The sequence below is a fragment of the Micromonospora sp. NBRC 110009 genome, assembly GCF_030518795.1.
Taxonomy (GTDB): Bacteria; Actinomycetota; Actinomycetes; order Mycobacteriales; family Micromonosporaceae; genus Micromonospora.
Genome location: NZ_CP130427.1, coordinates 2,238,707 through 2,252,190, shown reverse-complemented (window position 1 = coordinate 2,252,190; position 13,484 = coordinate 2,238,707). Strand labels below are relative to the sequence as shown.

Here is a 13,484-nt window from a genome sequence, read left to right as displayed (position 1 = left end):
ATATGTTGCCGTGGGGAAACTTTCTGCTGCTCGGTGGGCCCGGGCCGTTGCGAGATCGTTTCGGGGCGGTTGCGGGGCGGCCGGAAGCCGCCGCAGGGGTACCTGCGTGCACGGAGGTGGTGACCTCAGGTACAGTGGTGCCGCCTGCGGGTGTAGTTCAATGGCAGAACATCAGCTTCCCAAGCTGACAGTGCGGGTTCGATTCCCGTCACCCGCTCCACACGAAAGGCCCTGATCAGGACGTCAGTCCCGGTCAGGGCCTTCGATGTTCCACGGGCCGCCAGCGCCCGATGGGCCATCCACGGGCCACTAGCCACGCTTCTCACCGGCCTTCTACTTCATCGCGGAGCACGGCCTGCGCTACCGCAAGTGGCCCGGGCGGATCACCGGTCAGGACACCACACGGACGCACGCCAGCGCGCCGAGCGGGAGAGGATCATTCAGGCCCGCGTCGAAGCGCTGCTAACGATGTTTCCCACCAGGTCGACCCACGCTCTCGAATAGCGGGGCCCACGTGAAGCGCCCGCCGCCGGTAATCTGCCTGATGAGCTGGCTGTCCGAAAAAGACGGCTTCACATAATGTGATCAATCATGGACACCGCGTCCATGTCGGTAGATCGAACACCGCATGCAGGGCACGCAATCACGCTTGCCCTGGCGAGGCCGGGGGACGAGAACGACGTCATGGGAATGGGGTCACGGTGACAACCACCGACTACGACGACTTTGCGAACGCCTACTCGGCGGAGAACGAGTCCGGCCTCTTCAACGCCTACTACGAGCGACCCGCGATGCTTCGCCTCGCCGGCAACGTCTCGGGCCGCCGAATCCTCGACGTGGGGTGCGGTTCCGGCCCGTTGTCAGCTGCGCTGCGCGCCAAGGGAGCCGTGGTCACCGGCTTTGACGTGAGTGCGGCCATGGTCGACCTGGCCCGCCGGAGGCTGGGTGAAGACGCCGATTTGCACGTGGCGGACCTGCGCACGCCGCTGCCGTTCGCAGACGCCGAGTTCGATGACGTCGTCGCGTCCCTGGTTCTGCACTACCTGGAGGACTGGTCCGGCCCCCTCGCCGAGCTGCGTCGCGTGCTGAAGCCAGGCGGTCGCCTGATGCTCTCGGTCAACCACCCCGCCGCCTATGCGATCGAGTATCGCAACTACTTTGCGGTTACAAAGTACTCCGAGGAGTACATCCTGGACGGCCAGGCTGTGTGGCTGACCTTCTGGCACCGGCCGCTGCACGCCATGGCAGATGCTTTTGCTGCTGCTGGGTTCCGCATCGCGACGATCAGCGAGCCGCCCCCTTCTCCGGACACTCCTGCGGAGCTGCTTCCACCCGACCTGGACTCCGGGTCCTTCATGTGTTTCCTCTTCTTCGTCCTCGAGTCCGTCTAGAAGGAAACTCCGGGCAGAGCAGGGGATTTGTTCCCACGGCCGTCCGGACCTATGCCCGCGGAGGCGAACTGGCCTGGCTCACATGATCGACAGGACAGGCCGAGGGCCTGTCCTGTCGATCTAGGGACGGTTCTGGTTCAGTGTCTGCGTGGTCGGACGTGGTGAGCTCTCAGACATGGCTTGGGCGGTGATCTAGAGCGGCGATCGCCGGCGCTGATCCAACCAACGGCCGAAGCGTCGTACTGCCGAATAGACCTCTTTAGGATCGAGGCGGCCCGCAAGCGGGCCGCGCCGGCCCGGCCCCGGCCTGCTGGCGACCTCCGGCCGGCATCGGCCGGGACGGCCGGCCACCCTGCGGGAAGCCATGAACGAGAGGCTGAGGCGGGACGATCGCCATCGGGGTTGCTGGCCGTTGACGGCGGGACGATCGCTGCCGCGCAGCAGAGCTGCTTGCCTTCGAGTCACGTGGGCGCCGCCCGCCGTTCGATGACGACGAGGACCAGGGCGTGACCCATCCCCAAGGTGCCCCATCCTTCACGCCACCCGCCCGGCGTCATGGGCGCTACGCGTCGGCCCGCCGATGGCTTACGGCCACCCTTGACCCCGACCGGGCGCCGCAGTTGTCGGCACCTATCCGGGGATGGGGACAGCGTGGTGAGGCAGACCTAGTTAGGGTCGCCGCCATGCCTGTCCCCGAGTTCGTCCTGGCATTGCGATCGAAGATCGGTCACGACCCGTTGCCACTACAAGGTGCGACGGCCATCGTCTTTGACACACAGGGCCGTCTCCTGCTGGTCCGCCGATCCGACAACAGCCAATGGGCCTTGATCACCGGATGCCTGGAGCCGGGCGAGCAGCCCGCAGCGGGAGCCGCGCGGGAGGTGCGCGAGGAAACCGGCGTGTCAGCGACGGTCGAACGACTGGTCAGCGTGGAGGCCCTAGATCTTTCCGTCGCCGCCAACGGCGACCAGGTGTACTGGCTGAACGTCGTCTTCCGTTGCAGGGCGACCAACGGCGCGCCGAGGGTCAACGACGACGAGTCGATCCAGGTGGCATGGTTTGACCTTGACGCCCTACCGCAGCTTCCGGAGCACCAGACGCGCTATCTGACGCACGCGCTCGCCGAGGATCAAGCGCCGTGGTTCGCCAGACCCGTCGTGCCGCCCACGTGCCAGTAGCCGGTACCCCGGGTGGTCACCACCGGGCACGAACGGTCACGCGTTGCGTGCCTTGACCTGGCCACCAGGGCTTTGTAAGTCGTGATCTTCGTCCTTCCAAACTGATGCTCGCAGAGACAGCGGTGTTGGCAAGCGGTGCCTATCCTCTCGGCCATGGGAGCTCTCAAGCCGTGGCATCTGTTCCTCCTGACGCTTTGCTGCCTCTTGCCGACTGCTGCGGCGATCGTTGGCGGGGTCTGGGCGGTCCGCCGATCCCGCAACCGTCGCTGAGCCCCAACCGCAGTCGGGGCTGCCGGGTCATCCATGGGCCACAAGCGGGTGTCACCAGGGGCCAAGCCACGCCATCCAGGACCGAACCGACCAGCGGCTACCCGGCAGGACGATCCGATCTTGTGCGATTCCCAAGCTGGCAGTGCGGGTTCGATTCCCGTCACCCGCTCCAACCGAGAGGCCCTGGTCAGGACGCGAGTCCCAGCCAGGGCCTTCGACGTTCCAAGATCCGCAATCACGCGGCGTGGCATTAGCGTCCCATTAGCCCTGGCAATCCCCGGCCGCTGGCCGCTTCTCGCCCTTCTTGCTGCCCGGCTCATCCGTCCCGCTGGCCGCGCGCCGGACGACTTCTTGGCCCTGCCGTAGCCGATCGTCGTGGAGGGCTGACCGTTCAACGATCAAATGCGAAGACCGCGGTGATTAATAGCAGGATGCCGACTGTGGCCTGCGCGCCCAGCGCGCCGAGGAAGAGCTTCGGGTGGTCGACGAACAGGCGAAGCATTCGGAATGGGCCCGCAAGAGTTCCACCTGCTCGCAGCCGGCGCTCGGCCCACACTCGCAAGACGAGATTTCCGAGGGCGAACACAAGGACGAGAACTCCGAGGGCGCCGAGGGGAACCTGCGGCGATGCGTTTTTGCGGAGTTGCTGAAGGCGCTGGAGAGCACGGGCAGACGGTCGCACGGCTTCCGGGCCCTGTAAAGATCATCGGAGCGCCACCCGTGGGTGAGCAACCGGACCTGCCGATGGGAGGGCATTCTTCCGCCCGCCCTTTGAGAACCGGGGTATGAGGACCGGTATCGCGTGTTCGGTTGTCTGGCCGCTCCGCATGACGAGGCAAGATGGCACGCATGTCCCTGCCCACCTTCACACTGCCTACCCCCACACTGCACACCGCTCGCCTGCGACTGCGCCCCTTCACCGACGCGGACGCGGACGCCCTCTTCGCGCTGCACAGCAGCGCCTACGTGCTGCGCTATTGGGACGCGCCGCCGTGGAGCGAACGTGCGCGGGCCGAGCGCTTCATCGCGGCCTGCCGGCAGATGGCGGACGAAGGCACCGGGGCGCGGCTGGCCATGGACCGTGTTTCCGACGGGGCCTTCATTGGCTGGTGCAGCCTGACCCGGTGGAACCCGGACTACCGCAGCGCGTCGTTGGGCTACTGCCTCGACGATGCGGCATGGGGTCACGGCTACGCGACGGAGGCCGCGCGCGCCTTGCTGCAGTGGGCATTCGACACGCTGGACCTGAATCGAGTCCAGGCCGAGACCGACACGCGCAACGTGGCATCTGCCCGCGTACTGGAGAAGATCGGATTCCTGCGTGAAGGGACACTGCGGGAAGACTGCGTCGTGAACGGCGAGGTATCGGACTCGTGGGTGTTCGGGTTGATCAGGCGGGATTGGCGGCCGTCCTCCGGGGGCTCAATTCCGCTGCCTTGATCGGTTGGCACAGTGCACTCTCACGCCGCGTTCCGCGCGCCGATCTGTTGCGCATCAGTTGGCGGACGAGCGCCGCGCATCAGGCGTCGGAGGACAAGTCCCTGACTGAACCCCTGAGGACGGGCTCTGCTCGCCGAGGGCTGGTGCAAGATCGACGTCATGGTTGCGCTGCCGCAGCCGCGCGGCGCCGAGGGTGTTCAGACCCACACCCCAGATGAGCAGGACGGCGAGCCACTGGACCCAGTTCAGTGCACTCATCTGACCCGAGAGCAGATGCCGGGCGGAGGAGTACGGGGTCAAGGCTTGGGCCGGCCGGAGAACGTCGACGGCACCCAGCAGGAACCACAGGCCGAGCGGCAGGACGATGCTGGCGATGAAAGCGATGGCGGGACGCCGCAACAGCAGGCCGAGCCCGGTGCCCACAAGCTGGGCCACAACCTGGACCAGGACACCGCCTATCGCGATGGTTCCCACGTGCCGCCAGGGGTCCTGCGCACTCGACGCGGTCGCCATGAGCGCTGCGGCGCACACGAGGAAGCCGAAGAGGCCCACGAGGGCGGCGAGCACGGTCGCGGCCAGCAGGGTGGGGGTGTAGCGGGCGGCCCCGGATGCCGGCCTCAGGTCCCGGGCGAGCAGGATGCCGAAGGCCGGCACGATGACGGACATCAGGCTCTGCACCGGGTCGGAAAGCTTGGCGAAAGTACGATCACCAGACGGCCCGGCCAGCGCAAGCCCTACGGCGGCCAGTAGTCCCAGCAGCAGGGTGATCGCGAGCAGGAACCGGCGCGCCCGCGTCCCGACGGAGCGGCGGAGGGCGTCGGGAGTGGCATCACCGAGGCGGGTGGAGTTGACGAGGGCGTCGGACGTGCCTGAATCCGTCATGGTGTCCCCGTTCGATAACCGGGCTTCGGTCTCCTGTCAGGACGCTCTCAGCTACTCACGGCGAGCAGGACAGTCCCCGCCGGATGGCAACAGTGTATGTCGATCCGCTGGGTGACGACGGAGACGGACTCTGCCGGACGGTGCCGATGACATTTCCGGCCACCGGCGGTCTACCGAACCCGACCACCGGTGGTAAGGAGAGTCATGGCCAAGCTGCTGTACTCCGCGACGGCGTCACTCGACGGCTACCTCGCCGGTCCGGGCGGCGACATGTCCTGGCTGACCGAGCACCTCGGGGGCGAGAACCCGACGGCCGAGCGCCTGCTCGCCGACGTCGGCGCGATCCTCGTCGGCAACCGCACCTTCGGCGGCGACGACCCGAACCGGGGCACCGACCGCGAGGGCGCGTTCGGTGGCCAGTACCACGGGCCGGTGTTCGTACTCACCCGTCAGCCGCCGGCCGAGCCAGTCGCGGGCATCACCTTCGTCGATGACTTGCACCGCGCGGTCGCGCAGGCCAAGGAGGCCGCCGGTGACAGGTACGTGAACGTCCTCGGCGCGAACGTGGCCAAGGAGTGCATTGAGGCGGGGCTGCTCGATGAGATCCTGATGTTCTTCGCGCCGGTGCTGCTCGGAGACGGGGTACGCATGTTCGACCACCCGGGCGGCGCCACCATCCGGTTGGCGCCGATCACCGGCGAGACGGCGCACTGGTACCGCGTCGTCTACTGACGCCCGACCGTCCTGGCTCCTGGCCCAGGATCGCCGCGGCCATGACCTTTCGATCGACGTCAGTCCGGGTCGGGGCCCTCGCCGCTCCCGTCCGCCAGGTCGCGGACGTGCCGGAGGCCGGGCTTCCCGTTGAGCAGCACCTCCCCGACCGGGACGAACCCGGTCCGCCGCAGCACCGCGAGCGAGGCCGGGTTCGCCAGCGTCGCCGACGCGACCAGTTGACGCAGCCCGTACGCGTCCCGGGCCAGCTCGCAGACGCGGCGCACACCCTCCCGGGCCAGGCCCCGCCCGGTCGCCCGCTCGGCCACCCGGTAGCCCAGCTCGGCGCTGCCGTCGGTCACGTCGACCAGGTTGAACCGGCCCAGCACGGATCCGTCGTCGTCGACCAGCACGTGGAACCGGCACTGGCCGGTGGCCTGCTCCGCGAGCAGGGCCGCGAGCCGGGCGTCGAACTCCGCGAAGTAGTCGTCCCCCCGGTCCGGCACGGACCGAGCGAAGTAGGCCCGGTTCTCCTGCTCGAAGCGGAGCAGCGCGGGAGTGTGGCGGACGTCGAGCCGCTGGAGTTCGGGCATCGCGCCACGCTAGCAACGCCGGGGAAGCCCGCCGACCGGGCGGGCACGCCCCCACAGGATCAGGCGCCGGACGCGGGGTCCGGGTACCAGCGCAGCTCGACGGTGTTGCCGTCCGGGTCGCGTACGTAGATGGAGGTGGCGCTGCCCCGGGATGCTGTCCCTGGTGGCGATGGGCCGGGGCGTGCTGCCGGTGGGCGAGGAGACCCGGCGCTACCATCCCCGACCCGACCTGGCGTACGTGCCGATCCGCGACGCGCCGCCGATCCTCCGCGGGCCGGTGTGGCTGGCGAGCAACACCACCGCCCGGGTACGCGAGTTCGTCCGCGCCACGGTCGACGCCAGCGACCCGGTCAGCTGAGACTGTCGGTCCCGGCTGGCAGGCTGCAGGGCGTGCGGGACGAGATCCGGGCGCTGGTCGAGGCGCTGACCCCGGGGGACGAGCTGGAGGCGCGGCACCGCGCCGAGACCCTGGCCTGGCTGGCCGCGACGACGGACATCTTCCGCCGGGAGAAGCCCCGCACGCCCTCGCCGCACCTGGTCGCGTACTTCCTGCTGCACGACGAGACGGACGGTGCGGTGCTGCTGGTGGACCACCGTAAGGCGGGGATGTGGCTGCCGACCGGCGGCCACGTCGAGCCGGGCGAGCACCCGACGGCGACCGTACGCCGGGAGGTGGTGGAGGAGCTGTGCGTGCCGGCCGCCTTCTCGCCGCTCTTCGGCGAGCACCCGGCGTTCGTCACGGTCACCGGGACGGTCGGTGCGCCGGCGGACCGGCACACCGACGTCAGCCTCTGGTACGTGCTCAGCGGCAGCCGGGACCAGCAGCTGGCGCCCGACCCCGGCGAGTTCCGGGGCGCCCGCTGGTGGACGCCCCGGGAGGTGGCCGACGCCGGGCCGGGGACGGTCGAGCCGCACCTCCTCCGGATGCTGGCCAAGCTCGGTCGGCGCTGACGACCAGCGGTCGCCACTCCCCGAGCGGATGCGCCTTGACCCTGCCCCTGCGGCAAGGCCCAGCGTGGTCCGTGCCGGTCGCCGTGACCGGCACGAGGAGGATGTGTCCGTGGAGTTGCTGACCATCGGGGCGTTCGCCCGAGCGGCGCGACTGACGCCGAAGGCGTTGCGGCTCTACGACGAGCTGGGGCTGCTGCCGCCCGCCGCCGTCGACCCGCACTCGGGCTACCGCTACTACCGGCCGGCGCAGCTCGACCGCGCCCGGCTGATCGCCACCCTGCGCCGGGCCGGGATGCCGCTGGCCGAGATCCGGGCCGTCTGCGGGCTGGCCCCGGCGGCGGCGGCCGAGGCGGTCGACGCGTGGTGGCGGCGGGTCAGCGCCGACACGGCGGCCCGCGGACGCGTCGTCGCGCTCCTCGTCGACCAGCTCTCCGAAAGGGGCAGCACCATGTCCGACACCATCTTCCGGTACGCCGTCCGGTGCGAGACCGGCGCCGTCCGCGACTCGAACGAGGACAGCGCGTACGCCAGCGACACCCTGCTCGCCGTGGCGGACGGCATGCGTGGTCCCGGCGGTGCCGCCGCCAGCACCGCCGCCGTGGACGCGCTCCGCCCGCTGGAGCTGGCCGACGCGCCGGCCGCCCAACTGCTCGCCACGCTGGCCGAGGCGGTGGCGGCGGCCGACCGGACGGTCCGCGCCCACGCGACCGACGAGCACCAGCCGGTCAGCACGCTCACCGCCATCCTGCGGCGCGGCACCCGGCTGGCGCTGGTGCACGTCGGGGACACCCGGGCGTACCTGCTGCGCGGGGGTGAACTGTTCCGGCTGACCCAGGACCACACGTACGTGCAGTCGCAGGTCGACCAGGGCCGGCTGACCCCGGCCGAGGCCGCCGCGCACCCGCAGCGGGCCCTGCTGTCGCGGGCGCTCGGGGCCGGTGCCCAGGTCGAGGCGGACCTGGCGCTGCGGACCGCTCTCGCCGGCGACCGGTACCTGCTCTGCTCCGACGGGCTCTCCGCCCTGGTCGGGCCGGACGCGCTGCGCACCGCGCTGGCCGGGGCCGACGACCCGGAGACCGCCGTCGCGCGCCTGGTCGACCTCGCGTACGCCGAGGGGGCGCCGGACAACGTCGGCTGCGTCGTCGCCGACGTGGTGGCGGCGTAGCCCCGGGCGGGACCGTACCCTGGCGATCATGCGAATTGGCATCGTGATCCTGCCCGACCAACGCTGGGCGGACTCGCAGCGGCGCTGGCGGCAGGCCGACGAGTGGGGCTTCGACCACGCCTGGACGTACGACCACCTGGGTTGGCGGGACCTGGTCGACGGTCCCTGGTTCGACTCGATGACGACGCTGACCGCCGCCGCCACGGTGACCTCCCGGATCCGGCTCGGCACGCTGGTCGCGTCGCCCAACTTCCGGCACCCGGCGGCGTTCGCCCGGCAGGTGACCGCGCTGGACGACGTCTCGGGTGGCCGGCTGCTGCTGGGGCTCGGCGCGGGTGGCATCGGCTTCGACGCCGCCGTGCTCGGCGGGGAGACCCTGCCGCCCCGGCAGCGGGTGGACCGGTTCGCCGAGTTCACCGAGCTGCTGGACCTGATCCTCCGGGAGGACGGCACCACCTGGCGCGGGGAGTGGTTCGCCGCGGTGGACGCCCGGAACAATCCCGGCTGTGTGCAGCAGCCCCGGGTGCCGTTCGTGGTGGCCGCGAACGGGCCCCGCTCGATGCGGCTGGTCGCCCGGTTCGGCCAGGGCTGGGTGACCACCGGGCTCGGTGGCGACGACCTGGAGAGCTGGTGGTCGTCGGTGGTCGAGCTGAGTGGCCGCCTGGACCAGACCCTCGACCAGGCGGGGCGCGATCCGGCGACCCTGGACCGCTACCTGTCGCTGGACTCGGCCCCGGTCTTCTCGCTGAGCAGCGTGGATTTCTTCGCCGAGCAGGTCGACCGGGCCGCCCGGTTGGGCTTCACCGACGTGGTGACCCACTGGCCCCGGGCCAGCAGCTGGTATGCCGGCGACGAGGCGGTGCTGGCGGAGGCGGCGGCGCTCCTGCCGGAGCTGCGCCGCGCCTGATCGGTCAGGAGGGGCCCCTGCGCCAGCGGAGGCGTGGGAAGAGGCCCCTCCGCACCCCTCAGGTGCCCAGGTCGCCGGTGTCGATGCCGCCGTCCCCGGCGGAGACCAGGCGGAACCGGATGCAGACCACCTGGGTGTCGTCGTCGACCGGGAAGCCCTCGCGGTGCCAGTAGCGGCGATGGCCCTCGCGCCACTCCTCGATCGACCGGTCACCCTCCCCTTCGGAGCGGGCGAAGTCCCAGGGCACGTCGGCGAAGCGGACCACCTCGACGCCGGTGACCACGACGACGCCGATCAGCTTGTCGTGGTCGTCGACCAGGGCCAGCCGCTCACCGACATGCTCCAGCTCCTCGTTCTCGGCGGCGTACTCGCCGGTCAGCAGGCCGGCGGTGGCGGTCTTCACGCCGGCCAGCACGAGGGCGTTGAGGTTGCTGCGCATCTCGCCCGGCGTACCGAGGGCGAGGGTGCGGAGTCCACCGATCCGGGGCCACATCCTGCCGAGGCTAGCCGCCGGTCGGCGGGCCGGCGCGGAATTTCGCGGTCCCCGGGCCGGGGTCAGATGAGCCGGCGGGCGTGGTCGGCCGCCGCCAGCACCCGCGCGTCGCCGGTCGCCGCGTGCGCGTCCAGCACCGCGTCGGCCAGCTTCACCACGTGTTCGTCACCGTGCCGGGCCGCCCGGGCGAACACCTCCGCCGGGCCTGCGGGTGTGACTGCCGGTGGGGCGGCCGGCGTGGGTGGGGCGTACACCGAGGTCACGGCGGCCGTGGCGGACCAGGCCGCGGCGACGCTCGGCGCCCAGAGCGCCGGGTCCAGGGCCGGCAGGGTACGCAGCACCGCGGTCGGCGCGGTCACCGCGTGCACCAGCATGACCGGGTTGCCGTGGCCGAACCGGAGGTAGTCCAGGCCGGCGCGGTACACCAGCTCGGTGAGGGTGCGTTCGGCCTCCGCCGGGTCGGCCGGCGGTCGCAGCGCCGCCGCCGCGCCGGCCCAGTCCGGTACGTCCGGCAGCCGCCCCAGCCGTTCCCGGATTCCGCCGCTCTGCTCGCGGATCCGCGGCACCCCGGCGAGCGCCGCGGCCACGTCGGAGCGACCGGTGAGTGGGCCGGCGCCGGGCACCGGCTGCCAGCGAGCGGCCCAGTAGCCGAGTGCCTGGCCCAGCTCGGCGAGCCGCTCCGGGGTCACCCCGTCGGTACGCAGCACCCGCACCGCGTGCCCGACCCGGATCACCCCGTGGGTGGCCCCCGCCGCGATGCCCGGCAGCAGCCGCGGCCACCAGGTGCTCAGCACCTCCTGCCAGGGGTGTTCGCGTAGCTCCCGGTCGAAGTGGGCGAGCCAGTCGCCGGCCCGCTTCGGGTCGCCGAGCACGGCCCGCCAGTCGTCGACCGGCCGCAGCCCGCGCGGCAGGTCGTCCAGCCGGCGCAGGTAGTCGTCCAGCCACCGGTGCACCCGTGCGCCGTGACCGTGCCGGACCAGTGCCTCCGCCGCCATGGGTCCGTGGTTGGAGAGCCAGCCCTCGAACTCCGGGCCGGTGCGGTGCAGCCGCTGGTACGCCTCGTCCAGGATGCCTTCGTCCATACCGCGATCCTCGAAGTTCAACCGGCCTTGAGGTCAACCCCGAGGGAAGTGATCAACAGTTGTCAATTGCCTGGACCGGTAATCCCGGATGGGCCACCCGGTTCGAGCTGCGCGGCGAACGGACGCACTGTCGGGGCCCGCACCGGAGTGGGGCATCATCCGGGCGCGCCTCGGAGTAGTTTCCCGGTCACCTTCGGTCCATGGAGGAGTCGCCATGGGGGAGTTCGCGAGTTCTTCGGGCGTGCCGCGCCGGAAGCTGTTGCGCGACGGGGCCATCATCGCCGCCGCCGTGCCGCCGCTCCTGGCCGTCGGGGAGCAGGTCGCCTCGGCCGCGATACCCGCCTACGACCCGCAGCAACGTTTCATCCGGCTGGTCGGTGGCGGTTCGGGGGTGATCCACGCGATCCAGGCCGACGGTGCGCTCTACTGGTACCGGCATCTCGGCTGGCAGACCGGATCGGCCAGTTGGGCCAGCGGGTCGGGGCGTCGCATCGGCAGCGGCTGGAACGGGTTCCGGGCCGTCTTCGGCGGCACCGAGGGTTCGCTCTACGCGCTGCGTGGCGACGGCGTGCTGCTCTACTACCGCTACCGGCTCAGCAACGGGACCACCGGCGTCGGCACCTGGATCACGGGCGGCCAGATCGGGTCCGGCTTCGACCGGTACCCCCGGGTGTTCGGCTTCAACGGCGACATCTACGGGCAGACCGCCGAGGGTGAGCTGTACCTGCACCGGTGGGACCTGGTGACGAAGACGTGGACCGTCGACGGCGCACGGATCGGCAGCGGCTTCAAGGGCACCATCTGCCAGGCGGACACCAACGGCGTCATCTACGCCTACAACTTCGGCGACATCTACTGGTACCGGCACCTGGGCGGCGGGACCTGGGCCTCGGGGTCGGCGTTCCGGGTCGGCAGCGGGTTCCGCAACTTCTGGATCAACGACGGGGTCTGGTTCACCGGTCAGGGAGCGCTCTACGCGATTCCACCGAACTCCCCCACCAGCAGCCAGACCGGCAGTCTGCGGGAGTACCGGCTGACCAACTACGTCACCGCCGGCACCGACAACCGGGCGTCCTGGATCAACCGCGGGACCGGGCTGACAGTGGGCAACGGCTGGACGATGCAGACCCAGGCCGCCCTCCAGGGCTACCCGAACACCCCCAGCGTCGCGCAGGGCGAGCTGGTCCGGATCGCGGTCTCGACCGGGCTGCCCTCGGTCAGCGCGGCGATGGTCCGGTTGGCGCCCGCCGCCGGCGCTCCGGAGCAGGTCTCGCAGTCCTTCTCGGTCGCCACCGGCGTGCAGGCCCTGCCGAAGGGCTACCTGACGGTCGGCTGCAACTGGTCCGACCGGATCCAGTTCCGGATCCCGGCGGACTGGCAGCCCGGCCTGTACGCCGCCCGACTGGAGGGGCCGTCCGGCCTCCGCCGGTATGTGCCGTTCGTGGTCCGGCCGGTCCAACCGACCAACAAGATTGCGGTGCTGCTGCCGACGTTCACCTACAACGCGTACAACAGTTGGGGCGGTCACAACCAGTACTGCTCCGACCTCACCGGCCCGCGTCCGCTGTCCCTGCGCCGTCCCTCCACGGAGCTGAACGTGGAGGACCCGGCGATGTTCGACCACACCCTCTGGTCCGACCTCATGCTGACTCGCTGGATGACCCGGCAGGGGTACGCCTTCGACTGCTACGAGGACGCCGACCTGCACGCCTCCGGGGCGTGGCTCACCAAATACCAGGTCCTGGTGCTCGGTAGCCACCCCGAGTACTGGACCGACGCGATGCGGCAACAGTTGGTCAACTACCAGGCCGGCGGTGGACGCCTGATCTACCCCGGAGGAAACGGCATCTACGAACGGGTACGGGTCAACAGCGCCCGCACGGTGGTGACCTACCGGCGCTCCGACGGCAAGCGTGACTACTACACGGCGTTGGGACTGCCCGCCTCGCAGTTGGTCGGTACCAACTACATCGCCGCCGGCAGTTACGCGCCCTACCGGGTGGTTCGGGACCATTCGCTGCTCGCCGGCACCGGGCTCGTGGTGGGCAGCAGATTCGGTGCCACCGGCTACAACAAGGGCGCGAGCGGCTGGGAGATGGACGCGATGCGGGGTCTGGCCGGTGAGGCCGCGCCGTCCCAGGTGATCGCGATGGGTGAGAACCCCGGCGGCGAGGGCGCGGCCATGGTGTTCATGGAGAAGGCCAACGGTGCGCTGGTGTTCAGCGCCTCCGCCATCTCGTTCGTCGGCGCGCTGGACAGCGACCCGGCGATGTCGATCCTCTTCCGCAACGTCTTCGACCGGATGCTGGCCTCGGGTCAGCCGGTCCAGGCCACCGAGGCGCCGATGCCGCGGACCAGCCCGGCCCCGGGGGTGCCGGAGGCGTCGTCGATGGAGTGACCAGGCGTCAATCCTCCGGAACG

14 protein-coding genes and 1 tRNA gene are annotated in these 13,484 nt (G+C 70.6%); 11 read left to right on the top strand and 4 right to left on the bottom strand.

Annotated features, from left to right (window positions below; translation table 11 throughout):
• Positions 1-146 precede the first annotated feature (146 nt).
• The 5 genes from Q2K19_RS10765 to Q2K19_RS10745 all read left to right on the top strand — a co-directional run bounded on the left by Q2K19_RS10765 (position 147) and on the right by Q2K19_RS10745 (position 4,279).
• Positions 147-220 (top strand) — tRNA-Gly (locus Q2K19_RS10765).
• Positions 221-701: 481 nt separating this feature from the next.
• Positions 702-1,391 (top strand): class I SAM-dependent methyltransferase, encoded by a 690-nt coding sequence (locus Q2K19_RS10760; protein WP_302770085.1) that lies wholly within the window; start codon positions 702-704, stop codon positions 1,389-1,391.
• A gap of 683 nt (positions 1,392-2,074) precedes the next feature.
• Complete coding sequence (locus Q2K19_RS10755) at positions 2,075-2,569, top strand: NUDIX hydrolase (protein WP_302770082.1); 495 nt, start codon at positions 2,075-2,077, stop codon at positions 2,567-2,569.
• 748 nt (positions 2,570-3,317) lie between these two features.
• On the top strand, positions 3,318-3,539 hold the full coding sequence (locus Q2K19_RS10750) for a hypothetical protein (RefSeq protein WP_302770079.1): 222 nt from the start codon (positions 3,318-3,320) through the stop codon (positions 3,537-3,539).
• Between the two features lie 149 nt (positions 3,540-3,688).
• Positions 3,689-4,279, top strand: a complete 591-nt coding sequence (locus Q2K19_RS10745) for a GNAT family N-acetyltransferase (RefSeq protein WP_302770076.1) — start codon at positions 3,689-3,691, stop codon at positions 4,277-4,279.
• 54 nt (positions 4,280-4,333) lie between these two features.
• Here the strand turns inward: Q2K19_RS10745 and Q2K19_RS10740 are convergent, their stop codons facing one another.
• A complete protein-coding gene (locus Q2K19_RS10740) occupies positions 4,334-5,161 on the bottom strand; it encodes a hypothetical protein (RefSeq protein WP_302770072.1) in 828 nt (275 codons plus the stop codon).
• 204 nt (positions 5,162-5,365) lie between these two features.
• Here Q2K19_RS10740 and Q2K19_RS10735 point away from each other — a divergent pair, with 204 nt between their 5' ends.
• A complete protein-coding gene (locus tag Q2K19_RS10735) occupies positions 5,366-5,893 on the top strand; it encodes a dihydrofolate reductase family protein (protein WP_302770069.1) in 528 nt (175 codons plus the stop codon).
• Between the two features lie 59 nt (positions 5,894-5,952).
• On the opposite strand, the gene Q2K19_RS10730 is transcribed toward Q2K19_RS10735, so the two are convergent.
• Positions 5,953-6,465 (bottom strand): GNAT family N-acetyltransferase, encoded by a 513-nt coding sequence (locus tag Q2K19_RS10730; protein WP_302770068.1) that lies wholly within the window; start codon positions 6,463-6,465, stop codon positions 5,953-5,955.
• A 151-nt stretch (positions 6,466-6,616) separates the two neighbouring features.
• Here Q2K19_RS10730 and Q2K19_RS10725 point away from each other — a divergent pair, with 151 nt between their 5' ends.
• The 4 genes from Q2K19_RS10725 (at position 6,617) to Q2K19_RS10710 (ending at position 9,488) form a co-directional block, all read left to right on the top strand.
• On the top strand, positions 6,617-6,823 hold the full coding sequence (locus Q2K19_RS10725) for a type 2 periplasmic-binding domain-containing protein (protein WP_302770065.1): 207 nt from the start codon (positions 6,617-6,619) through the stop codon (positions 6,821-6,823).
• 32 nt (positions 6,824-6,855) lie between these two features.
• Complete coding sequence (locus tag Q2K19_RS10720) at positions 6,856-7,416, top strand: NUDIX domain-containing protein (RefSeq protein ID WP_302770063.1); 561 nt, start codon at positions 6,856-6,858, stop codon at positions 7,414-7,416.
• 109 nt (positions 7,417-7,525) lie between these two features.
• Positions 7,526-8,581: a MerR family transcriptional regulator gene (locus tag Q2K19_RS10715; protein ID WP_302770061.1), complete on the top strand. Its 1,056-nt coding sequence runs from the start codon at positions 7,526-7,528 to the stop codon at positions 8,579-8,581.
• A gap of 28 nt (positions 8,582-8,609) precedes the next feature.
• Positions 8,610-9,488 (top strand): LLM class flavin-dependent oxidoreductase, encoded by an 879-nt coding sequence (locus Q2K19_RS10710; RefSeq protein WP_302770060.1) that lies wholly within the window; start codon positions 8,610-8,612, stop codon positions 9,486-9,488.
• 58 nt (positions 9,489-9,546) lie between these two features.
• Here the strand turns inward: Q2K19_RS10710 and Q2K19_RS10705 are convergent, their stop codons facing one another.
• The gene (locus Q2K19_RS10705; protein ID WP_302770059.1) at positions 9,547-9,981 is read right to left on the bottom strand and encodes an ASCH domain-containing protein; all 435 of its coding nucleotides are present in this window, start codon (positions 9,979-9,981) and stop codon (positions 9,547-9,549) included.
• A gap of 62 nt (positions 9,982-10,043) precedes the next feature.
• Complete coding sequence (locus Q2K19_RS10700; RefSeq protein ID WP_302770058.1) at positions 10,044-11,063, bottom strand: questin oxidase family protein; 1,020 nt, start codon at positions 11,061-11,063, stop codon at positions 10,044-10,046.
• Positions 11,064-11,277: 214 nt separating this feature from the next.
• On the opposite strand from Q2K19_RS10700, the gene Q2K19_RS10695 reads away from it, so the two are divergent.
• A complete protein-coding gene (locus Q2K19_RS10695; RefSeq protein WP_302770055.1) occupies positions 11,278-13,461 on the top strand; it encodes a N,N-dimethylformamidase beta subunit family domain-containing protein in 2,184 nt (727 codons plus the stop codon).
• The last annotated feature ends 23 nt before the right edge of the window (positions 13,462-13,484 follow it).